General features: G+C 60.4%; 14 protein-coding genes. 1 reads left to right on the top strand and 13 read right to left on the bottom strand.

Going from position 1 to position 24,120, the window contains the following annotated elements; genetic code table 11:
- Positions 1-100 precede the first annotated feature (100 nt).
- From EYB53_RS20440 to EYB53_RS20385, 12 genes are all read right to left on the bottom strand, one after another.
- Entirely contained in the window at positions 101-2,293 is a 2,193-nt protein-coding gene (locus EYB53_RS20440; RefSeq protein ID WP_135480502.1) for an AAA family ATPase, read from the bottom strand.
- Positions 2,290-3,117, bottom strand: a complete 828-nt coding sequence (locus EYB53_RS20435; RefSeq protein ID WP_167857512.1) for a Pvc16 family protein — start codon at positions 3,115-3,117, stop codon at positions 2,290-2,292. Before EYB53_RS20435 ends, EYB53_RS20440 begins: the two co-directional genes overlap by 4 nt.
- A gap of 1,059 nt (positions 3,118-4,176) precedes the next feature.
- Positions 4,177-5,082: a T4 family baseplate hub assembly chaperone gene (locus EYB53_RS20430; RefSeq protein WP_135480495.1), complete on the bottom strand. Its 906-nt coding sequence runs from the start codon at positions 5,080-5,082 to the stop codon at positions 4,177-4,179.
- A gap of 35 nt (positions 5,083-5,117) precedes the next feature.
- On the bottom strand, positions 5,118-5,618 hold the full coding sequence (locus EYB53_RS20425) for a phage tail protein (RefSeq protein ID WP_135480493.1): 501 nt from the start codon (positions 5,616-5,618) through the stop codon (positions 5,118-5,120).
- 42 nt (positions 5,619-5,660) lie between these two features.
- The gene (locus EYB53_RS20420; RefSeq protein ID WP_167857511.1) at positions 5,661-7,562 is read right to left on the bottom strand and encodes a phage tail sheath C-terminal domain-containing protein; all 1,902 of its coding nucleotides are present in this window, start codon (positions 7,560-7,562) and stop codon (positions 5,661-5,663) included.
- A 68-nt stretch (positions 7,563-7,630) separates the two neighbouring features.
- Positions 7,631-7,858 (bottom strand): hypothetical protein, encoded by a 228-nt coding sequence (locus tag EYB53_RS20415; protein WP_135480488.1) that lies wholly within the window; start codon positions 7,856-7,858, stop codon positions 7,631-7,633.
- 210 nt (positions 7,859-8,068) lie between these two features.
- Positions 8,069-9,643, bottom strand: coding sequence for a caspase family protein (locus tag EYB53_RS20410; RefSeq protein ID WP_135480486.1), 1,575 nt, complete (start codon positions 9,641-9,643; stop codon positions 8,069-8,071).
- Between the two features lie 34 nt (positions 9,644-9,677).
- Positions 9,678-14,411 carry a pentapeptide repeat-containing protein gene (locus EYB53_RS20405; protein ID WP_135480484.1) on the bottom strand — a complete coding sequence of 1,578 codons (4,734 nt, stop codon included), beginning with the start codon at positions 14,409-14,411 and terminating at the stop codon, positions 9,678-9,680.
- A 44-nt stretch (positions 14,412-14,455) separates the two neighbouring features.
- Complete coding sequence (locus EYB53_RS20400; protein WP_135480481.1) at positions 14,456-15,550, bottom strand: hypothetical protein; 1,095 nt, start codon at positions 15,548-15,550, stop codon at positions 14,456-14,458.
- 252 nt (positions 15,551-15,802) lie between these two features.
- Entirely contained in the window at positions 15,803-18,079 is a 2,277-nt protein-coding gene (locus EYB53_RS20395; protein ID WP_135480479.1) for a caspase family protein, read from the bottom strand.
- 11 nt (positions 18,080-18,090) lie between these two features.
- Complete coding sequence (locus EYB53_RS20390) at positions 18,091-19,023, bottom strand: hypothetical protein (protein ID WP_135480477.1); 933 nt, start codon at positions 19,021-19,023, stop codon at positions 18,091-18,093.
- Positions 19,024-19,302: 279 nt separating this feature from the next.
- Complete coding sequence (locus tag EYB53_RS20385; protein ID WP_135480475.1) at positions 19,303-22,548, bottom strand: ATP-binding protein; 3,246 nt, start codon at positions 22,546-22,548, stop codon at positions 19,303-19,305.
- A gap of 215 nt (positions 22,549-22,763) precedes the next feature.
- Here EYB53_RS20385 and EYB53_RS20380 point away from each other — a divergent pair, with 215 nt between their 5' ends.
- Positions 22,764-23,114: a hypothetical protein gene (locus EYB53_RS20380; protein WP_135480473.1), complete on the top strand. Its 351-nt coding sequence runs from the start codon at positions 22,764-22,766 to the stop codon at positions 23,112-23,114.
- 374 nt (positions 23,115-23,488) lie between these two features.
- Here EYB53_RS20380 and EYB53_RS20375 read toward each other — a convergent pair whose 3' ends face one another.
- The gene (locus EYB53_RS20375; protein ID WP_135480471.1) at positions 23,489-23,878 is read right to left on the bottom strand and encodes a hypothetical protein; all 390 of its coding nucleotides are present in this window, start codon (positions 23,876-23,878) and stop codon (positions 23,489-23,491) included.
- Between the last annotated feature and the right edge of the window lie 242 nt (positions 23,879-24,120).

Here is a 24,120-nt window from a genome sequence, read left to right as displayed (position 1 = left end):
GGCAGATCAGCATCGCCGCGCTCCACGGCCTTGGGGCTGCGTGCCTGGTGTAGCAGGCTCTGATTGTCAGCGCTGAGCTTCATCCCTCATCCCTCATCCCTCATCCTTCCCCCCACAGTCGCCCAATCTGCTCGTACTCCCGCCGCGCTGCCTGGAGCATATGCGCCATTCCGATCACGCCACCGTCGTTCGCGGCCAGGAAGGCGGCGCGCAGCACAATGTTCTTGATGTTGCCCCCGGCGAGTTGGTGCCGCCGCGCCAGTAGCGCCAGGTCGAGCACGTCGCACGGGGCTTGCGTCGGCAGGTGGCCCTGCCAGATGCGCAGCCGGCTGCCCTCGTCGGGGAAGGGGAACTCGACGATGCAGCGTAGCCGCCGCACGAAGGCCTCGTCCATGTTCTCGCGCAGGTTGCTTGCCAGGATGACCACGCCCTCGTGCTCCTCGATGCGCTGCAGCAGGTAGCTGGTCTCGATGTTGGCGTAGCGGTCGTGGGCATCACCCACCGCGGTACGCTTGCCGAAGAGCGCGTCGGCCTCGTCGAAGAAGAGGATGGCGTTGCTGCGCTCGGCCTCCTGGAAGATGCGCTGCAGGTTCTTCTCGGTCTCGCCGATGTATTTGCTGACCACCTGCGACAGGTCGATCTTGTAGAGCTCCAGCCCCAACTCGCCGGCGATCACCTCGGCGGCCATAGTCTTGCCGGTGCCGGGTGGGCCAGAGAAGAGCGCACTGGTGCCGCGCCCGCGGGACAGCTTGCCCCCAAAGCCCCAGCCGTCAAAGACCTGGTCGTGCCGACGCACCTGGCCGCAGAGCTCGCGCAGCTGCGCGATGCGGTCGGCGGGCAGCACCAGATCATCCCAGCCGGCGCGCGGCGCGATCGGCTGGGCCAGTTCGGCTAGCCTGCGGCTCGCTTGCCTGCGGCAAGCGGCGCTCAGCTCGGCCAAGGTGAGCGCCCTGTCGTCCATCACCTGCTGCTGTGCGGCGTCCTCGGCGGCATCGCAGATCTGGCCGGGGGTCAGGCGGAAGCGCAAGGCTAGCTCCTCGGCCCAGGCCGCGTCGGCCCCGGGCGCGCTGCGCGCAAGCTCGCGGCGCCAGGCCTCGGTTCGCAGCGATGCATCGGCGAGGGGCAGTGTGACACTCTGGAAGGCCATGCCCTCGAACAGCCCCTGGGCCGGCCAGGGCCGCTCGCCGGCCAGGACGATCAGCCAGCCATACTCGGCTGCGGCGCTGGCCAGTAGCCTGAGCGCTGTGCGCGCCCGCTCCTCTTCGCCGAGTAAAATGTCAACTCGGTCGAGGTAGAGCGCCGCCTGGCAGAGCGGCCCTTCGCGGCAGGCTAGGTGCAGCAGCGCCTCGAGCTCGCCTCCCCGTGCGAGCAACAGCTCGACATCGATCGTGAGCAGCGGGCAGGGTAGCCGCCCACAAAGCGTCAGGGCCAGCGCGTGCTTGCCACTGCCGTACGGCCCGCAGAGGTGCAGTGCCAGCGGCTGGCGCGCTTCTGCGCCGCGGGTGCAGTGGTTCTCGACAAGTCGCAGCATGCGGGCCAGCAGCATTGGATCGACCAGTGGCGGCTCCGCCGATGGTTCGGGCCACTCTAGCCGCGCGATTCCCGCCAGCCGACTGTCGATCCGACCGTCGCTCAACAGGAAGCCGGCGATGCGCGGGTCAAGCTTGAGAAAGCGCGCCAGGTCGCTCGACCCCGAGGGGCTCTGGGGGTCGTCGCTAGCCAGGAGCAGGCTGTAGCGGAAGAGCGGCGCCTGTCCGGCGAAGATGCCATGCGCTCGCCAGCGCTCGCTCGGCGTCGTGCAGAGTAGGGTGAGCACCAGATCGACGCTTGGCTTCTTGCGTGTGATGTCGTCCTGTAGGTAAGCATAGAGCCGGTCGTACTTGCGCTCTAGCTCGGGTGCCAGGCAGATCAGCACCACGTCCAGCTCGAACGGCGAGAGACCAAAAACCTGGCCCAGATTGGCCAACGGCAGGTTGTCGCCCTGTGCCAGGGTTGCGGCGACCCGCCCATCAATTGCGGTGCGCAACTCTGCGAGCGCAGTGCGCAGCCCGGTCAGTTCGGGCGTATCGAGAGCAGTGCCAGGATGCTGGAGCAGGGCATCCACCTCGGCATGCGTGATGAAGATCTGCTGCTGGCCTGCAGACGGAAGCGCCTGAGTGCGCAGGCGCAGCTCGGCCACCCGCAGCTGGATCAACAGATCGAGCCATGCCAACTCGTCGGCGAGGTGCTCGTAGCTGTCGCCGTAGGCCGGGATAATCTGACCAATTGCTAGCGCTGTAGTCGTCTGGCTCATGGTGCGATGACCTCAAAGAAGAAAGTTCGCCTGCAGAGTGTCTCGATGTCCACTTGGAGCTCATAGAGCCCGAGCTCAAGCTCGTCCGGTACGAGCAGTTCAAACATATCTGCGGCGAGCTTGCCGGTCGCCAGGATTTGCTTACCCTTGAGTCGCACCACCGCCTTCCAACCGACGAGCTGCTCTCCAACGATGGTCAACTGCTCGCCGGCCTTGAGCCGCGACGGCTCAATCTGCACGAGGGTCGGTGGGACGAACGGGGCCTCGATGCGCGGCGGCCCGATCTGCTCGACCCGCTTCGCCAGCGTGCGCTCATGGCCTGCGAGCATGTCGAGTTGCACGACGGAGACCTCGTACAGCACTGAGGGGCGAAACGGCTTGCCGAAGGTGCCCCACACCCGGCTGAGCTCCTCCATATCCATCGGTGCCAGCATGACCTTGATCTGCTCTTTGGCCTCTTTCAGCTCGTCGGCAAGGTAATCGTCGGGGATGATCGGATGCTCGTACAATACGCGCATCGCCTCGCCGAGGATTGCGTGGGCGGTGCTGTTGCCGGCATGTTGATCAGTGCTTGCGTAGGCAGTCAGCAGGTAGAACAGGTTCAGCGACAGCGGCGGCGGCACCAGTTGGCCGGGTTTGCCAGACTGCACCTGCCAGTCCTGGTTCTTTAGCAGCGCATGCTCCTGCACTTTGTAGAGAAACAGGTTCACGCGCTTTGCTCCGCCTGGCTCATCAGGAGAGAGCAGGGTGGCCTCCGCGCTGGTAATGCGCAGCTCGCCATTAAGCAGGCGCTGTAGCGACTCGCTAACCAGCTGGATTGCCATTGATCCGCTCATCGGCGCACCCTCAGGGAAACCCTGCTCAGATAGCTGCGCTCCCAGAAGGCGCGCGGCGCGGCGGGTAAGTCGGCGGTCTGCCTGATCATCACGACCGGCGGCGTCTGCATGGGCACAGGCTCACGGGCGGCGAGCTTCGCCGTCAGATCTTGCGTCGTACGCTGCAGCTCGCTGAGGCGCTCTAGAATCGCCCGGTTTGCCGGGCTCGCTCCGGCGGAACTCAGCTCGCGTGGTGCTGCCGAGGCAACCGGGGCAGGCTGGGGTTGAGCAAGAGTCGTCCTGACAATTACGGGCAAGCCGGGCTCAGAGGCTGGGCGTGGAGGCGGTAGCTGACTGGGAGCGATCGCGCTCGCGCCACCGTCGGCCTTGGACTGACGGCTACGAACATCCGGCGATGGCGCCTGTATCGGGCCAGCACCATGTACGCCGGGTCTTCCCGCCGTGGATCCCCGAACTGTTGGAACATCGCGCTGGACAGAGCCTGGGCGTGCTGGCGCAACAAGGGGCACATGATTGACCTGCTCGGTAGCGCCGGGGATACCGATAATAGTCGGTGCGGTTCCACCGTCCGGTCTGATTTGTGGACTACCTGCACGTCCGGGCTTTTCGGGCTCACCCGCTCGCATGATCGACCGAGGGGCCGTCGGTGGATCAGGCTCAAGATCGTCGTGTAGAGGCACCAACCGTGTGATGGGCATCACGTCTGACCCATAGCGAGCAGCCCCTTGCGGTTCCGTTTGAGGCACATGATCAGGGCGCAACAGTGGTGACGCCGCCGACTGGTTTGCGGCAACCAATGGCCCGGTGAAGGGCCATTGGTCATCCGGCACCATTTCCTCGGGCTCAAGAGAGGGTGCTACAGGCGAATCATAGGGAGCATCAACAGAGGGCTGTCGGGCATAGCGGAGCTCGACAGGCGGTTGGGTTGGTGGAGTGATACGAGGCGCATGGTCGATCCTGGGGTCAGGCTGCCCTCCGCTTGGGAAGCGGGAGCGACCAACCCCGTCAGCGAGAACGCCCCGCAGGTATCCGGCAGAACTGGCTGTTTCAGACGACGGCATCGTTTAGCCTCTCGATCTCATCCGCCAGGATCGCAATATACATCCGCCGCTTTGACCGAGGTAAACCCGTAAGCTCGTGTTCACTCCAGTGGTAGTGATAGGCCAGATAGTGGACCTCACGATAGAGTTGCTCACGGCTAATACGCAACTCACTGAAGAAGAACTCCTGCATGTCAAAGGGCTGGACGAACTCGCGCCCGCATTCAGGACAGAGCCCTGCGATGTTCAGATCAACCCGTGGAGTGACAGCCTCCATAGCCTGGTCAAGCTCAGTGCGAGCAAGCGGGCTGAGACCGCCTAGCAGTGCCGCATCCGGCTGATGAAGATCGCCGATCGATCGAATACAGCGGCTCATCAGCTGCATCAACGCCTGCTCCCCGTCTTGCAGCGCAAGAGCCGCAGCGAACTCCTGGTCACCCCCGGTTGGCAGGCGAAACACCACATCGCGATGGGCCACTCCCTGCTCGTCATACAGGGCGGCCTCGGCGGATAGCTGAAACCTGTACGTAGGACCGGGATCGACCGGTAGAATGAGTGGGACATCGCCGAGCAAGAAATCTATATCGACGCGCCTGCTACAGTCAGGCCAGGGGCAGACAACCGTTGCCTGGACTCGACTGCTGAAAGTGAGCTCACGCAGCTTGAGCATAAGGTACTGCCGGTCGGCGACCAGCAGATCGCGCACGATTGCTTCTGAGATCGCGCTGCATGTGCCGATACGTTTCACGCAGCGGCTTAAGATGCGGGTGACCAGAGCGGCGTTCGACATGTTGCTCCGTCCGGCAAGCAACTCCTCCTCACGTCCGCTGAGCGGAGCAAGCTCGGCCTCGCGATGAAGCGTCCCCGTCCCATCGGCGTAGCCGCCCGGCAACAAACAGGTGAGCGTATCCATAGGCTATGCCCATCACCGTGTAGTCAACGTCGGTATCAGTTTTCGGTCGGCTCGGTCACTGCGGTATCGCGCTCCCAACCCTCGTTCTCCAGCTTGATGTGCTGGATCATTACAGCGTTAGCACTGACATCTAGCTCGGGGAGAGCCTGGTACTCAGAGACCCAGCAGCGGTGCACGATATATGAGAGCACCTTCTTACCCTGAAGGTTGAAGACATCGATCGTGATATCCTTGCGGAAGCCTTTGAGCGACATTGCGGCGGCACCCTGGATATTATTGACCTTGTGGGCCCAATCCTCGAAGGTCGTGTCGTGGGTTACGCCAGCCTCGAGCGTAATCGCCTCATATTTGGTCTTGCCGGGCAGCTTGCGGCTGGTGGCATAATCGACATCGCCCCACCACTCAGTCATCTCGGTGCTCTTCTTGAGCGCGCTGCACTTGCTGAGGCCGGCGACATACTGGCCATCGATCTTGATCTTGAACTTGAAGTTGCGATATGGGTCAAAGCGGTGGGTGTTGACGCTGAACTGCGGCATAACGCTGCTCCTCTTCTTTTCCTAAAGGCGACCGTAGCGGTGTCAGGAGTTCTGCCCGACCTTCTGGCTAATCTTGACCACGACAAACTCGGCGGGCTTGAGTGGCGCAAAGCCAACCAGGACATTGACAATGCCCAGATCGATATCCGCCTGAGGGTTGGTCTCCTGGTCGCATTGCACGAAGAAGGCCTGCGACGGCGTTGCGCCCTGGAAGGCCCCACGGCGGAAGAGCGTCAGCATGAACGAGGTGACATTGAGCCGGATCTGCGACCAGAGCTCCTCGTCATTGGGCTCGAAGACCGCCCACTGTAGCCCGTTGTAGAGACTGACCCGTAGCATAATCGCCGTTCGGCGGACGGGAATGTAGCGCCACTCAGCGTCCGATGAGAGTGTCCGCGCCCCCCAGGAGACAATGCCAGCAGCAGCGAAGCGGCGGATGCAGTTGACATTGACCTGGTTAAGATTTCCATGTTCGACATCGGTGAGCTCATAAGCGAGACCCAACACACCACTCAGGGTCGCCTCGGTGCCTGCCGGTGCCTTCCAGACCCCGCGCTTGGCGTCGATGCGGGCGTAGAGCCCGGCGATAAAGCCTGACGGTGGCAACTTGATCGGCTCACGCGATTTGCGCAGAGGATCCGCCACACTGAGCCAGGGGAAGTAGACCGCACCGTAGGAGGACTTGTCCAGCTTGTTGCTATAGCTACGTATACTCTCGACATCGGCATCGGTTGCCTCGGCAGAATCCGCATCACCGAGGAAGAAGACGTCCTGAAGGGGGCGATTCTGACAGTAGCGCATCCCCAGATTGATCATCTCGGTGGTTCCAATGCCAGGCACGGCGAGCAGGCTGAAATCGCTGATCTTGTTGAGGTGCTGAAAGCCAGCCTCATAGTCTTGTGCGACGAGATCTGCCCCTAGCACGGCTTCGGTCACCGGCGTGGCCCCGCCTGGCTTGTGACCGAGCTTGATACCCGTGCCAAACACGGGTCTAAGACAGGCACTGCCGTCTTCCGACTGGCCTGCTGGCTCGCCAAGCTTCAGCTTCACGGCGGCGGTACCTTTCTTGGCATCGATCCGAACCGAGGAGCGATCACCAGTCGTACCAGACTTAAGAACCAAGCGCTTGTTGGTCGAGTCCACTATGCTCTCGGCGACGCACTCGAAGAGGGCAAAGGCATTGCTCGACGTCTGTGGCTTCTGAGGCAGTAACGTACTGACCTTCGCCGTGATCTCGGCAGCCACTTTGGCGAGGTCGGTCTCTGCTTTCAGTGTGTCAGCAAGCTTGATTATGCGGAAGCCATCCCCATCAAGGTTAATACACAGGCTCAAATCATCCTGTAGGGGCAATGTTGGCTGCTCACCTCCCCGATGGATTCCTTTTTGGCTCGTTGTGGTGTCCAGAAGTTCGGCACGCAGATAGAGCGGTTCTCGCTGGATAACATCAAGGAAGTACTCATTCGTCCCGGGGGTCATGGTGAGCTGATCGAACACCTTGAGGATCGTGCCGTCCGTGGCGCGAACAGTCACTTTGAACTCATTGATCGGATCGTCCGTGCCGTCCGCAATATCGAGCGCGAGATCGTTGCCCGTCCTGCCAGGGTACCTGGCAGACAATCTAATGCCTGCTGGCGTCCCAGCACGGTTCTTCAGCGTCACGCTGGCATGTTTCTCACGTCCCACACGCACGATATAGCACTGCTGGCCGCCGTTGTTGAAGAACTGGAAAACGCTGTGAGCAAGATAGTACTTCCCCTCGTCCGGGAGAAATGTGCCATAGCTGCGCTGAAAATTGGTCCAACTCGTGATCAGCTTCGCCGTATTGGTTGGGCCCGTCTCTGCGACGCCGACGAATGCCGGGGTCGAGGTACTTGCCGCCCCGATCGGTCGGACACCGCTTGAAACCTCCTCCATATAGACGCCGGGATATGAAAGGGTTGGCATTGTAATCCTCCGCATATGCAACCATCACCACGTCGGCCTGCTGAATACAGCCCTCAGCCACGAAGGGTTCACGGCGAGAAACTCGTCGTCCCACCCCGATTGTCACGATCCTGAGCTTGAGCGAACATCTCGACCAGGGCAGTGATCAGCACCGACCACTCTCTGAAGTAGCGAACCTCGCCGCTGAGCACGTGCTGGACTTTGCCACGCCACTCAGTCTGGCCCTCGGCCACCACTTCTTGCCATAGGCGCACCGTAAACAGTTGCGAACCCTGCGGCTGTGGAGGCTTATCCATACACTTGCTCCTCGCGCCGTTACTGCCAGCACAGAGATATCACAAGCATAGCAGGGCTAGCGTTTTGAAAGCGTTTCAACGAGCCCTTAAAGTGGTAAAAAAGTAGTTAGGTTGGGGGGGCAAACCTTGGCAAGAGACAACAAGGTGCGCGATGTCGGGCACGGCTCTGACGGTGTCGCCATCAGGGCCGTGCCTAACGAATTTGCCAGGCTACTTCGCCGCCTCTTGCACAGCCAGGGCGAAGCCTGCCGCCGAGCTGCGGAGCGCTGCCTTCACCTCGCCGGCGATATCCGGTGCAATGTCGGCGAGCTCTCCGAGCCAGCGCTTGATTTTGATCAGGTTCGGGTTTGCCGTGCCAGCCTCCTGCCAGATGGCCTGGAACTTCGCCACAATCTCGCTCGCCTTATCCACGTTCGGATCCTCAGGACGGGCCGCGATGCGCTGCTCAATCGATGCGCGCAGCCGATCGGCCTCTGAGGGCGCCGCCGCCGGCCCGGTAACGACATGGGCGTTGGCGCCACGCCCGATGGCAAGACCGGTTGCACCGGAGATATTTCCAAGGCTGATCTTATCGCCTTGCACCGTCTCGCTATTGCCCATAGTCACTGGCCCGTGGGCAGTAGCAATCGTCGGACCGTTGAAGTTGCCGCCCGCAATGCCCATCTGGTGGCCGCTCCCTTCAACATGTGCGCCGCCGTCAGTGTCGATGTTCCGCTGACCCCCAAAGACCTGCGAGACCGGGCCAGTCGGATGATTGATGAAGCCCTCGGCCGCTCGGGCATCAATATGCTCTTCGTGCTGATTGACGCTGATGTTGCCCTGGACATCGCCTGCTACCGCCGCCCCAACCCGCGCATTGTCGCCGATGGTCTGCTGATGCTGGCGCGGAGCCAACTGTTCGAAGGCCAGCTTGCTGCGCGCCGCGCTGACCTCGCGCACTGCGGTGCCCTCGGGGAGGGTCGCCGCCGCATCAAACTCGCCCAGGGTCGTCGCACCACGATAGAGCGCCACGGCGAAGGGGCCAACGCCCTTCAGCACGGTCAACTCCGGCTCCTGGGTTTTGCCATACTTCTGCTGCACCGTCTCGCTGATCGTGAAGTAGAGGTGGGTGTAGAGGTCGAACGCGCTGAGGTAGCCACGGCTGCTGCTCGTGCCGATGCCCTTCAGCCCATTGATCAAGGCCTGGGTGAACAGGGTCAGCCCGCCCGTCCCGATGTAGGAGACTTGTTCTTCGCGGCAGGCAGTGATAATGATCCGGCCTGCGCCGGTCGAGAGCAGGGCGTTGGCGGTCTGCACCGGTAAGGGCGTGCCGGTAAAAGCCTCCTCGCCCGGGCCGAGGGTAGGGGCAAGCTCGCCAGAGTGGCAGGCGTTGACAATCAGCAAGAGCCGTTTGGCCTTCACAGCGCGCAGCTTGTCGATCAACTCGCTCTGGCGCAGGCCGCTGCCGCTGACGACCTTGCGGTTCTGCATAGTGGTATCAGTCGTTGTGAGGTAATAGTCGCCATCGGCACCATAGTCGCCGTGGCCGCAGAAAAAGAGCAGCACACTATCCCCGTCGCCCGCCTGTGCGGCAAGGGCATCGAGGGCCGCCAGGATCCCGGCGCGGCTTGCGGCAGCATCGTGGAGCAGGGTTACCTGGTTTTCGGGATAACCACAGTAGGCCGGGTCGCGCAGCACGGTGGCGACCGCCTCGGCGTCGGCGGCCGTGATCGGCACATTCAAGCGTGGCTCGTGCTGGTACGTACCAATCCCGATGATGAGGGCATGACCCTGATTGAATGACATAGGATACCTCCTTGGTGCAAGTGAAGCAGCAGCTCTACGACTGCTTCCTGGTTCGCGTACGGACAACGCCGCGCAGTAGATCGGTCATCTCGTCCACGATCGGCGGGACTGTGGGCAGATCAGTGGCGATAGCGCGGGTCGCTTGCTTCAACCCCGATAGGCTGATCTGGATCAGCACTTGGTTGGGTTGCTCGCGGGCCGCTTGTTCAATGGCTTGTGTCGCAGTCTCGGCGACCGCTTCAGCGGCGGACATAGTCCCTGTCGGCACCTTCTGTAGCTCAGCCTTGAGCTGTACGAGCAGCCGTCGTGCTAACCGGTCTCGCATAGCCGCATCACTGGAGCGTCCGCTTGTGGGTTGGCGTGCTCTCTGTCGTCTGGGAAGGTCTGACTCATTCTGATCGCCGACAAGGCGAAAACGTCCATCGTAGCGTGTGCCATCTGGCATTGTCGCACCCTCCAAGCGTCTAGCATGGCGCAGTTGCGTCTCTGAGAGATTGCGTGCATCTGTGAGATTAGCTTCAAAGAGATCGACAGCGTCCAGGTTGGCCCGAGAGAAATCAGCACTGCTCAGATTCGCTCCGATAAACGCTCCGCCAAGCCGAGCATGCTGCAGATTCGCCTGGCTGAGATCAGCTGCCTTGAAGGTACCACGTAATTGCGCCTTCCTAAGATCGGCCTGTTGAAGCTTTGCAGCCTCGAATAGTCCATCGAGCTGTGCACTGCGCAGGTTGGCACCGCTCAGCTTTGTCCCCCGGAATATACCGCCGAGCCTGGCCCCAAACAGGTCACAACCATCGAGCGATGCCTGGCTGAAATTGCCGTTTAAGACGGCAAAACGCAGTGGAGACTGTGAGTCAAAGGATTGACTGGCATGGTTACCCTCAATAATCTGGACCAGCTCGCCTGATGGTAATGTGGCACCATCTAACCGCATAGTAGCGGCGAGCTGTTCGTCAGAGAAAGCTGTGCCACGCAGGTTGGCCCCTGAGCAGTCAGCGCCTTGCAGATCAACGTCGGCGACATTGGCATCCTTCAAAATAGTGCCGATCAGCTTCGCTTTCTGCAAATTGACATGGGTTAAAATGGCACTGCTAAGGTCGGCATCAGCGAGATTGGCGCCCTCCAGGTCTACCTGATCGATCCGTGCCCTACTCAGTTTGGCACCGGACAGATTTGCGCCGTGTAGCGCACAGTCAACCAGATGGGCGTCACAGAGGATTGCACCCAAACCAGTAGCTTGATCGAAGACACTCTCTCTAAGGGTAACACCCTGGGCTTCACATTCAGACAGGTCAATCCGGGCTACGTGCAACGCTTTGATTGTTGCACCGGTCAATCTTGCGCGAAAGAGCCGGAGATCCGCCACATCGAGCTGTGACAGACTTGCTCCAGTAAGATCAGCGTCTTGTAGATCAATATGAGCAGCCTGCACTTGTGAGAGTGTCGCTCCCTGGAGGTCGGCAGCCCGCAGATCGATGGTAGTAATTTGGACTGAAGAGATGACAGCGCCTTTTAGCATCGCTGCGCGCAGACTCGCTGAAGTAGTACTGAGTGAACTGAGCTCAGCGCCGCTCAAATCAGTGCCACGGGCATCGATCGGCGGCACCTGGAGGCTATTCAAGCCGCTGCCCTTGAGCATGCGATCACCGACCGACCATGTGTAGCCCGGCGGTTTAGAACCATCAAAAGGCTGCTGTGCGCTTTCCACGATACTCTTGCGAAGCTCCTTGTCGGGCACATCTACTTGCGCACCAGCCCAGGTCGCACCTTCAAGTAGGCAACCATCGAGGGCTAGATTCCGCATCTGCACTCCAGATAAGATGGCCCCACGTAAGTCTGCCCCACGCATATCAACATTGTCCAACACGGCACCAGTAAAATTGACGCGCTGCAGCTTGGCTCCGCGCAGGCGGACGTCTTTTAACAGGGTATAGCTAAGATTTGACTCGATCAGTGAGCAGTGACGTGCATCACAGTCAATCCAGACACCGTGGCTCAGATCGCAGGCCAGGAACTGCGCACCGACCAGATCCGCGTTTCTCAGGATGAGGTCGGTGGCACGCACGCTAATCCACTGCGTGTCAACCATCTCAACGTCACGTAGCAAGCCGCGATTGACGACACTGGCAGTGAGATGCAGCTGTAGAGAACATCGATGAGGGGCATCGACCTTGAGGGTTCGCCGCTCCTTAGTAGGTACAGGTACCGCACCCTCTTCGCTTGAGAAGACCGGATCTTGTAAGGCGCTGTGCCTGCATTCCACATTGGACGCAATAAAAGCAGCATAGCTTACAAGGCATTGCATCTCAGGCCGTGAGCACACGTATGGCAGTTCAAGCGTGGCAAGCTCGATCCTTGCAGTGAGATTCAGCCCGTTGCTCGTCCAATGGCGGATCAGGCCGGCATAAGGGAGGTATGAGAAGCTGCGCAGCAGATCCCAAGCCTCAGCCTTCTTCGCTCGCTCGGCAGCCTGTTTGAAATGGGTCAACTCGACGACAAGCTCCTGACGAAAGGCATTAACAAAGCTGAGGGTGGGATCGACCAGCTGGCTCATTGCGTTCGGGTCGGGGGGGCAGAGCTTATCGCGCAGATCGAACGCCAGCGTCAGGCAGTAGTTTCCGAGAAGTTGATCAGCTGCCTGTTGGACGTAAGGGTCGCGTAAAGGCCAGCAGTGACGAACAAAGTCACGGGTAAGGGTTGGCAGTTTGTAGCGCTTGCCAACGCCCTTAAGAAGCTTTAGATCGATGAGCGCCTGCACTGCGCGCTCGATTTCATCAAGCGGGCGCAGTGACACAGCAGCCAGCATCTTGATTGTCCAATCACCCTCACCAAGCACCCCCATATACTCCAGCAGATTGACGTACTCACGCTCTAGATTTTTGGTCGTAACAGCGATTTTATCCCGGATCTGCGGATTGCTAATCAGTTGATCCTTGCCCTGACGGAGATCATGCACGAGCGCGCTGATTGTGGTCTTCCCTGTGCGGATCACGCTGGCCGCTGTCGCTAGCATCTGCGGGAGATACTCGTACTTTTCGGCGATCTCCTTGAGCAATTCCCACTGCTCGTCCGGCAACTTTTCGGCGCGCAGCATGGTCTGAAAAAGCAGGCGCGCCTCTGCCTCGCAGAGTCCCCCAACGTACAGGGTTTCGCCATGCTGCCATTCAAGCCTATTGCCCGGGGCAACCTGGATGATTGCCAGTAGTCGGGCTCTTGTCGGGCCATCAGGGAGAAAAGAGCGCAGTTGCTCGACCGACTCCAGGTTGTCAATCACGATCAGCACCCGATCCGCTTCCTCGACGGCGCGGCTCCGGATCAAGCTGTAGAGTTGAGCCGCAGGCGTCTCATTTTGGGCCGACGACTTGGGGTCAAGCACGGCGCACAAATCACGGAATACCTGCGAGACAGTGCGGCCTGTCATATCGCCGTAGAGCACACCGCCCGGCCAGTACTGGGGTGATTCCGGGTTGTGGAGCGATTGCACGACGTGCGAAACCAGTGATTTCGAGCCCGCGCCTGGCTTGCCCCAGAGTACCACCAGGGGCTCTTTGTCGGTGCTTTCGATCAGTGCTGTCGCGATCTGCTTCTCCTCGGTCTGGCGATGAATATAATCCTGTGGCAGTTGCGGCGACCAGCATGGCTTCGCGATGCGTTCGGCGAGCGCGAAGGTCGCCTGGCCTTCAACAAAAATGCCTTTGCGCTTGTCCACGTCCCGCTGGGCGTAGTCGCCATCAACGTTGACCGTGCTCTCGGAACCGAAGTGCTGAGTCACTGGGCCAGATGGCCGGTTTAGCATTCCCTGAGAAGCTTGCGCATCAATTGTAGTTTGCCCTGATGAACATGTCTCCTCGGCGGGCTGTGCCGACTTGAACATCGGCACAGTCCTAGCCCTAATCGTCAACGCAGTTGGTGATCCACTGATGACTTGACGGGTTGGCGAGACAACCTGAAGTTTCGTACCTGTCGGTGGAGTTGGTTCTGCCTCAACCGAGCCCTCCAGGGTTCCACCTTTATACAAAGCCATCGGGAACGAGACCGCCCCCGCGAGGATGGCTAACTCAGGCTGTTGTGCTCCGTAACGCTGGCGTACCTCTTCTGGCACCTGGCGTGGAACCTCAACGAGCACGGTATCGTAAACCTGGGCATAGAGGTCGAACACGGAGATGTAGCCGCCACGGTTGGGCACCCCCTTGCCCTGCAGCCCATCGACGAAGGCCTGCCCGAAAATGGTAAGCGAGCCAGAGCCAATGTAGTCATAGTCAGGCTGCCCCTTCCCACAGGCGGTCAGGACGATACGCCCTTTGCCAGTTCCGAGCAACGCTGTGGCAGGCTCGTCGGCAAAGTGCATGTTGTTAAACACCAGCAGCACTCGGCTGGCCCGCAAGGCGGCAACCCGCTGGCAGATGATCGTGAGCGGAAGGGAGCTGTCATCGACGATATGCTTGCCGTCGCCCTTCGTATCATAGATGATCACGTGGGTTTGGCCCGCTTCATCGCGGAAGCTCCAGCAGTTGAAGACTAGTAGCAGTGTAGCATCAGTGTCAGTGTTCACCGCAAGCTGATCCAGCGCGCCAAGAACCGCCGCACGGGTCGCATCCGCGTTTAGGAGTATGGCAACCTGATCCGGTTGGTACCCACAGTAATCCGGATTGCGCAGAACCTTTGCAAGCTCCTCTACATTGGTCGCAGCCTGAGCTAGATTAAGGCGGGGGAGATACTGATATTCGCCAACTCCCACCAGAAGCGCGTGTCCCTTGCGGAAATCCATCGCGATACCTCCTTGCAAGCGCACTTCCACCAGCGTTACGGGGGTCAACCTCGACTCGTTGCGATGTACTTCTCCAGCGCGCTCATCGACGCCCCATACGCCTCGTCGAACACCTCCAACTTCTCGAAGATGTAGTCCATGAAGCCGCGCTGCTGGGCGATCTCGATCTCGTGCAGCGTGATCTGGTGGTACTTGTCGGCAGAGAGATCACCGCCCTCGACGAGCCGGTTGATCAGGGCGATCTGGTGGCGCTCGCCGGCGTAGGTGCCGTTGAAGCCCACCTCGGTCTTCAGGTCCTCGATGCCGATCTGGCTGGTCGGCATGGGGCCGATCCAGCGGTAGCTGATCGGGCGCGCCACGAAGATATCGGTGGCGTAGACCAGTTCGGCGAGCATGATCTGGCGGTAGTAGGCCCCGTCGAGGAAGCAGCCTCGTTTTTGGTCGAAGCCGTACTGGTAGATCCAGAGCCCGTCGCGCACGGTCTCCGGGGTGATGTCGTCGTAGGTGGTGCGCTCGCGGTGCCGACTGGGCTGGCCTTTGTCGTAGGCGTGCTTGCGCTTCGACTTCTGGGTCAATAGCTCGCGCGCCCTCGGGTTGAGATGCACGTACTCGCAGCCGTCCAGCGGGTTGTAGCTGTTGAAGGCGATGCCAATCTCGCTGGCGTTGAACGCATCGCTGATCTGCTTGAAGAACGCTGGGGGAAAGAGCGGTACCAGCACGCGGCCCGGTAGGGTTTGCAACGCCGCCTGGAGGAGGAAGGTCTTGCCGCCGCTCGCAAGGATATGCTGCCATGCCTCGAGGCTGTTGCGCACAAGGTCGGTGGTGTACTCGAGGTAGGCTGGGCGGAACACGCCGGGCCGACCCCAGAGTGCGACCGAGGCCAGGTCAACATTGATGTTCCCTGTGGCGGTAACTTTGGCGATCTCCTCCGCGAGGTGCTCACGGAGCGAGGTGCATGCATCGCGGCACTGTAGGTATGTGTAGACCCAGAAGATCTGACCCGAGGTGCAGGAGATCATGCTGGGGGTGAGCTCCTGCACCCGCGCTGCCTCGAGAAAGCCCGCGCCGAAGGCGTTGTTGCCGGCAAGTCCGCCGAGGGCAAAGGCTATCGGCTGTTCACTATCGATCATAGCTGCCATACGTGTCTCCTGTGCTTGACCAGCGCCCGCGCCGAGCGGCGGTGTTGCTCTAGATTGTCGTTAGCACACGATAATCGTAACGGTGTTCGGCGATCTGCCCGGCCTGCGGCCCCGACGAAATCGAAGGTGCCCAGGGCCGCCTTCAAGCTACAGAGGAGCCGACCACTTCAATGCCGAACAGGTAGTACCGCCGACCCGGATCGTGGTAGGCGTTGCCCTGCGCCGCACGATTCTCACTGCCTTCACATGTGCTCAGTCACATAGATAGATTGAGCGTCCAACTTTTACCTTCTCAAATTGGATGTCCTCGTGATCGTCAATAGGCACCTTGAAGATCATGGCAAATTCACGGTCACGATCCTTTTCGCTTTTTAAAAAGCGCTCATAAATCATCGTCTTCTGCTTATGAATATACTGGCCAATCTTGTGCGTACCCTCTGCCGAGATCCCCCCGATGATCATCAGATCTTGATTAGCCGAGAACTGAAAGCGGGTAAACAGTGCATAATCCACCGACTCCTCCTCTGCTTGACTTTTCATTGAATCCGGGGGCGGAGGATACGGATGCGGAGGCACTCCTTTACGATCGGTAAACATGATCTGGTTCTGTCTAGGGTCGTCACTGCTGGTAAACTCAAAGCACAATCGCTTCTTGTACCTATCCTGAACGAGTTTCGGTGCGTTAAGGGTCAGTGAGTTGGAGAACAGACCAATAGCGATGAGCAACTTGCAATCATGGAGCTCAGCGCTGTCATTGAAGACTTGCTTGAGCACCATTGAGTCCCATAGGATATCCGGAGGAATGAATCCTGCTTCAGCAAAAATATCGCGGATCTCGAGATATGCTGTGACATCAACCTGGGCCAGCATTGGTCGTTTGACATCGTCGATAATCTTCTGAGTAGCGATTGGTCGATCGTTTCTACCGAGATCTACTTTGAGAACAGCCCCCATCCTTGACTGGATCTGCTCCATGCGGGCTCTACAGTCGGAAAGTAGTGCCGTATAATCAGCAAGATCCGCTGGCGCAGTGCCTTGGGATCCTATATCTTTGAGACCTACAATATGGTGCTCTGCCTGCTCGAGCGACTTGTAGGGCATGTCGTTGGCGATGGCCTTTAGTTCGGTCTTAAGGTCGGTTACGGGAAATGTGGAGAGGACTGCTGCCGTGCGATCTTCTCGGACGGAAAGGCCAAAAAGCTTTCGGAAGACCGCATTATCGACCTCAGTGCTGGTCAAAACCTGCTGTTGCATTTTGCGGAGCTCGTTAACCAGGTTCTGTAGATCTGTGATCGTCCCGGCATCACGGTAGGGTGCGGCAGCAAGGTTCTGGGTTATATTGTCGATCTTTTTGACTATAATGATGGTATCGGCTGCCAGAGCGCTGGCGTTCTGACCTACAGCTATCCCTTTACGGTTGCTGATATCCTTAATGGAGTCGCCCTGCACCGTCTCGCTATTGCCCATAGTCACTGGCCCGTGGGCGGTACCAATCGTCGGACCGTTGAAGTTGCCGCCCGCAATGCCTATGTGGTGGCCGCTTCCCTCGATATGGGCGCCGCCCCCGGTGTTGACCGTCTTCTGCTCACCCAGCTTCAGTTTGCCTTCCAAGATTGCCTCTAGTAGACTCTTACTCTCTGACGTCTCCACCTCACGCACCGCACCGACGCTCCCCAGGCTCCCTGGAACATCAGCATCCGTCAACCCGGTTGTCGCGGCTGTACCGTGATACAGCGCTACCGCCATCACACCAACGCCTTTGCTGATCGTTAGCTCAGGCTGCTGCGCCTGCTGCCATAGCTCATGCACGCGCTGGCTCACGAAGGTATAGACACACTCATAGAGGTCGAACAGACTGATGTAGCCCTTGCGGCTCACGATGTCTTTGCCCTGGAGCCCCTCGGCTAGGGCGCTGCCGAAGATCGTTCGCGCCGCGCCGCGCAAGAAGTAGGATTTTTCGTCCTGGCGGCAGGCGGTGATGATCACTCGGCCCTCGCCGGTGCCGAGCAGGGCCGAGGCCAGTTGATCGGGGAGGGATGCACCGCTGTGTAATGGCTCCTCCTCGGCACCACCGAGCATACCGGGTGAGATGTCGCCTGAGTGGCAGGCATTGAAGAACAGAAAGGCACGCTTCGCGGGGATGGCGCCGATGCGGGTCAGCAACTCCTGTTCACTAATCCCGCTATCCCCGGTCACCTTGCCTTGGGCATCAAGCACGGTGTCGTGGGTGGTGAGAAAGAAATGGCCATCGGCGCCATACTCGCCGTGGCCCGCGTAGAACACAAACACGGTAGAGTCCGCATTCGTGCACGTGGCGAGGGCATCAAGCTCGGCGAGGATGCCCTCGCGGGTTGCTTTGGCATCATGGAGAAGCTTGACCTGATTCTCCGGGTAGCCACAATAGGCCGGGTCGCGCAGGATCCCGGCAACGGACTCGGCGTCCTGAGCCGTGATCGGTACATTCATCCGCGGGGTCTTATCGTACGTGCCAATTCCGATCACGAGGGCATGTCCCTGATTGAATAGCATTGGGAGCCTCCTTATGCCTGCTGAACAGGTGCCAGATCCAGCTTTATGAGTTCGCTTGTAGCCACAAGATATGCCTCGATGGCGCTCATCGACGCCCCATACGCTTCGTCAAATACCTCCAACTTCTCGAAGACGTAGTCCATGAAGCCGCGCTGTTGGGCGATCTCGATCTCGTGCAGCGTGATCTGGTGGTACTTTTCGGCAGAGAGATCACCGCCCTCGACGAGCCGGTTGATCAGGGCGATCTGGTGGCGCTCGCCGGCGTAGGTGCCGTTGAAGCCCACCTCGGTCTTCAGGTCCTCGATGCCGATCTGGCTGGTCGGCATGGGGCCGATCCAGCGGTAGCTGATCGGGCGCGCCACGAAGATATCGGTGGCGTAGACCAGTTCGGCGAGCATGATCTGGCGGTAGTAGGCCCCGTCGAGGAAGCAGCCTCGTTTTTGGTCGAAGCCGTACTGGTAGATCCAGAGCCCGTCGCGCACGGTCTCCGGGGTGATGTCGTCGTAGGTGGTGCGCTCGCGGTGCCGACTGGGCTGGCCTTTGTCGTAGGCGTGCTTGCGCTTCGACTTCTGGGTCAATAGCTCGCGCGCCCTCGGGTTGAGATGCACGTACTCGCAGCCGTCCAGCGGGTTGTAGCTGTTGAAGGCGATGCCAATCTCGCTGGCGTTGAACGCATCGCTGATCTGCTTGAAGAACGCTGGGGGAAAGAGCGGTACCAGCACGCGGCCCGGTAGGGTTTGCAACACCGCCTGGAGGAAGAAGGTCTTGCCGCCGCTCGCAAGGATATGCTGCCATGCCTGGAGGCTGTTGCGCACAAGGTCGGTGGTGTACTCGAGGTAGGCCGGGCGGAACACGCCGGGCCTACCCCAGAGTGCGACCGAGGCCAGGTCAACATTGATGTTCCCTGTGGCGGTAACTTTGGCGATCTCCTCCATAGCTGCCACACGTGTCTCCTGTGCTTGACCAGCGCCCGCGCCGAGCGGCGGTGTTGCTGCCCACGACCACCATGCCAACCTGGGCGGTGTCGCCAGTGGTCTGCTGGTGCTGGCGCAGGAGAGCCTGGGCATAGGTGAGCGGCGACCCATGGGCTCGCCGAGTCTTTCCACAACGATCTCCCAACGCACGGCAGCCAGAAGTCATCGACGCAGCCACAGCCTAGCACGGGCAGCGTTTTCAAAGCGTTTCTTCGTAGAGGGCGTCGCAAGGTGGGTATGAGGCAGGCGTTAGAGCAAGCCCACCGTTTGCGCTTCGCTGAGGGCCGCCTGCATGTGGGCATGGGCACCATCAGGCTGATCCTGTTCGTAGGCGCTGATGGCCGCGCACAGCATGGTGGCGAGCGGCTCGGGTGGGCGCTGTTGCAGGGGATGCAAAAGATGCCTGGCCGCACTGATCGCCTCACCAACCTGATCCGTTGCTAATGTAACGGCAACGAGTGGCCAGAGCGCCGTCCATTGCAATGGATAGGCAATCGTCGAGGCGCGCCATGCTGCAAGCGCATGCCTGGCATATTCCTCGGCCTGCGTGCGATCCTCGGTACGCCAGGCTGCCCAGGCCAGATTGGCATACCCTGCACCCACGCAATCCTGGAGATGGTAGTGTTGGGCCTGCGGAAGGTAGGTGAGGGCATTGGTCTGCACCGCTTCAATCTGAGCGCGTCGTCGCGCAAGGAGGCCAACCACCACGAGACCCCGGATATGCATCTGGATATCGCCGACTTGCGCCGTATCGACCAGCGCCAGTTGGAGCACTTCCTCAGCTCGCGTAGCGTCTCCATGGAGAACCTGCATCATGCCAATATTCCAGCGCGCGCGAACGGCTAGCCAGCGATCGCCACAGGTCTCGCACAACTGTAAGGCACGCTCACTTCGGGCGAGAAAGGTGGTATCGATGCTCCCGCTGCAGCGCCACCATTCCGCCACCAACGCAAGATGGGCGGCATGGGCAATCTGCGGAGGAGCGCCGTGGCGCTCGAGAATCCAATCCAGGCTGGTGAGGCACTGCTCCGTAGCCTCTCCTTGGCCGCCCTGCCAAAGTTGCAGGTTGATCTGGTCGAAGTACACCGCAATCATCTCTTGCCAATACGGGGGATCCTCCTGTTGTTGCGGTCGTTCGCTCAGGCTGCGCAGCGCTCGTGCGTAGGCCTGCTCTGCCTCATCGAGGATGCCCTGGGTGCGCCAGGAATTGCCCACCTCGCGGTGCAGCCGTGCGCGTCCAAGCACGTCCGCTTCAGGCGTCAACGCACGTGCGCGCGCATAGGCGTGCCGTGCCTCCACGTGCTGCTCAGCCCGCGCTAGGTTATTCCCTAAGCTCTCTTGGATGTGGCGCTCCACCTCAAGCTCAATGGCGGTGGGACGCGCAAGCTGAGGCCTAAGGTGCGTAAGCAGTTCAAGCGCACGCTGATAGAGCGCGACGGCCTCTGAAAATGCATAGAGCTGTTGCGCCGCTTCCGCAGCGCGTTGATAGGCGCGGATGGCTTGCTCGACATAGTTGGCCTGCTCGTAGTGGGTCGCCACCTGGGCGTAGAGCGGATCAGGCTGATGGCCGATCAGCCCCTCAAGCGCCTCGGCGATCCGCACGTGCCAGCGCTGTCGGCGCGCCTCGCTCAGCCGGGCGGAGGCAACTTCGCGGAACTTGTTGTGGCTGAAGTCGTAGCACTGCGCGCCCTGCTCACGGATGATCCAATGCTGCCAGAGCTCATCGAGCCCGCGCACGAGCGCATCATCATCAAAGGTACCGGCCCGGCGCAGCAGGTTGAAGCTGAACGAGCGACCGATCGTCGCGGCCAGACCAACCAGTTCGGTGGCGGGCGGCGAGAGTTTTGCCAGGCGGGCGGCAATCACCGCATAGATCCGCGGCGGCAGCACCACGGCATCAACCGGATGCACGCTGGTCGGCTCGCCGTACGCACGAGCCTGCTGCCCACCAAGCTGCGCACGCATCGTCTCGACCACGAACAAAGCATTGCCTTCGGTCTCGCGGTAGAGCGCACCGGCTTGCTCCGGGCAGAGCGCCTGGCCGGTCAGTTGCGCCGCCAGCGCCGCCGTTGCGCTCGTATCCAGTCGATCCAGCGCGATCTCGGTGAGCTGTCCGGTGGCGCGTACCGTGCCAAGCAGATCCATGAGTGGGTGCGCGACGTCAACCTCCTCCAGGCGAAAGGTGCCAAGCAGGAGCAAGCGCGCCCGGGGTTCGGCGTGCAGCACATAGCGCAGCCACTCCAGGGTTGTCCGGTCGCACCACTGCAGGTCGTCGATCAGCAGCAACATTGGCTGGGGGGCGGTCAGGATCGCCCGGCCCAGCGCTTCGAACAGGCGTGCACGCTGCACGGCCTCATCCTGGGGAAGTGGCGGAGGCAGATCAGGTCGCACGATCCGCACTTCAGGCATCAGGTGCGCAACCTCGGTCAGCCAGATGGGATCAAGAACCGTAAGGAATATCTGAAGACTAGGGCTGCGCAGCCAGGTGACGATCGGGCTGTAGATGAGCTCACCTTCCGCCGCATAACAGGTTGCGGCTGCGGTGGTAAAGCCTTGCTGTCCGGCCCAATGCAGCAACTCCTCGGCCAGCCGGGTCTTGCCGATGCCCGCCTCGCCGCTGAGCATGACACACTGCGGGTGACCGGCGACGGCATGGTGCCAGCAGGCCAGCAGCCGGTGCCACTCGGACTGGCGCCCAACCAGGGTGGGCGTCCAGGCCCGTCCCCCAGCCGGATCACATCCCGCCTCAAGCTTCACCAGACGGGCATAGGCGTCGTGCAACGCCTGGCCCGGATCTGTTGCCAATTCCCGGCGCAGCGTGGTGACGCAGGTCTGATACGTGTGCAGCGCCGCGGCCCGATTACCGGTCAGCGCGTACAGGCGCATCAATTGAAGGTACACCACTTCGTGCAGTGGCTCGGCCTGGAGCCAGCGCTGGGCGTAGCGGATCGCAGCCGAGAAGAGGTGCTGCTCTTCCTGGAGGGTCACGAGTTGCTCCAACGCGGCGGTGAAGAGCTGGCGCAGCCGCTCACGCTCGGGCAAGATCCACTCATTGTAGCAGTTGGGCAACAGATCACCGTGGTACAGCGCGATGGCTCCTTCCAACGCAGTTCGTGCCGCGACGCGGTCTCCCTGACGCAGCGCCTGCTCCGCGCTGGCGATGTTTTGCTCGAACGCGGCAACATCCAGGATGACGGGCGCCTCAGACCGCCAGCGCAGCGTTGGCCCCTCAAGACAGAGTACCTGATCGGCATGGGGCACGGCGTGGCGCAGCTTATGGGTCAGGTTGCGCAAATTGGTGAGGGCCTGGGCCTCCGCCGAGTCGGGCCAGAGGGCGAAGGCAACCTGACGGCGGGGCTGGGGGGCGCTACGATGGAGAAGCAGAAAGGCCAGCAATTCCTGGAGTCGCGGCTTGTGCAAGGTGGTGATCGGGACATCTCGCTGGGTGAGGATGAAACCGCCCAGCAGCGTAATGCACATTAGCATCGGATCCATAGGTCAACCCCTGAATCATGCGGGCGCGAGTCATCATTGCACTGTGGTGAGACACTCCATGCGACAAAATACCATAAACAGCCCGGCATAGCTCGATGCCTGACATCTCTGAATATAGATCGACTCCAGGGTCTTGTAGCAAGCGAATCAATAACGCGGGGTGAAGGTAGCTTCACGGATCTCCCGATCTTTGTTACCACCAAGGCGGCCTCGCGGTGGGTCAGGCTACGCAACTGATCCTGATGCGGGGACGCATCAGGGATATCCAGGATAGTCGCCGAAGATTTGTGCTTTCAGGTCTTGATCTATGGAACAAGCGTGAAATGATGTTTCCGTACCTGGAATTATGCGCACGCGTGCTACGGCAACTTCGATTACTACGCAAGGGAGACCAGCGCCTGCCACAGATTAAGGAAGATGGCGATGAGTTGCCCCTGCTCTCATTGCGGATTCCACATCTGTTCATGTTTCATTTTGGTAATGTCAATATGCTATGGTTACCACCAAGGGCATCATTTCAGGGCAGCGTGAACTGCTTGTCCTGTGATGACGGTCATAGCGCCTGACATGAAACATTGTTGGAGCAGAGCTGATGGATCTGAGCACGCGCAGGGCGCTGCCGACAGTGCTGGGCGATGCGCACGTGCCACGACGCCAACTGCCTCCAATCAGCAGATCAGCGTTGTCCTACGGGCTACCGCTTTCATCCACCTTGGTGTTGCACGACGCAAACCAGTCACTGGCGCACACGGCAGCAGCATACCTCACACACAGTGGCGTCAGGCACACACAAAAGGGCCAGCGCCGCCCGGCACTGGCCCTGTGTGTTGCACTGAAACGCGTTGGCTCCCCGCTACGCCGTCGCCTCCAGCGCAAGCAAGGTCACGGCGACTCGCTGAGCAGCCGGGCGGCAAGGGCCTGGCAGAGGGCGGGCGATCCTTCATCCACGTAGCCGCTTCCACCCGGCAGCGGCGTACATGACACCACAGACAATCAGGAGCAGACCACACAAGAAGAGCATGGTGCTGCGGGCGATGATTGATGTGATGCTGTCAGGGATCGGTTCCCCCCGCAGCAGGGCGCGCAAAAGAGGGATGACGTGGAGGTTGATCAGGAGGCCCAGCAAGGCTAATCCTGTTACCCCTCGCATCGAGGATTTGTGGTAGGTCGGTTCGGTCGCGAGAAAGCCCAACAAGGCAATGGGCATTCCAAAGATGGCCGGAATCAGCGAACTGGCTCCACGCAGGCCGATCAGATAGCGTCCGATCAGCCCGAGGATGATCAATAAAATGCCTATCCAGAGCACGATCCGGGGCACGGTACGAAACATCAAGCGCCTGGAACTTTCCCGTATGCTGGAACCTCTCCTTATTATAGCTGAAACCTCTGCGTTGCTCTGCGCCTGATTAGGGTGCGGATGAGCAAGCTGAGTGCGAAGGCCAGGGTGCTGACGAGAATGATCGTTGCCCCCGAGGTGAGGTTTAAAGAGAAGCTGCCATCAGCCCTGGGTAGGTGTATAGGGCGATTGCATCTTCCGTGCATGCACCCCACCAGGGCACCCGCAAGGGGTGC

The organism is Candidatus Chloroploca mongolica, from assembly GCF_004762035.2.
GTDB lineage: Bacteria > Chloroflexota > Chloroflexia > Chloroflexales > Chloroflexaceae > Chloroploca > Chloroploca mongolica.
Note: the sequence above shows the minus strand (reverse complement) of the source record. Positions and strands in the feature narration are given on the sequence as shown.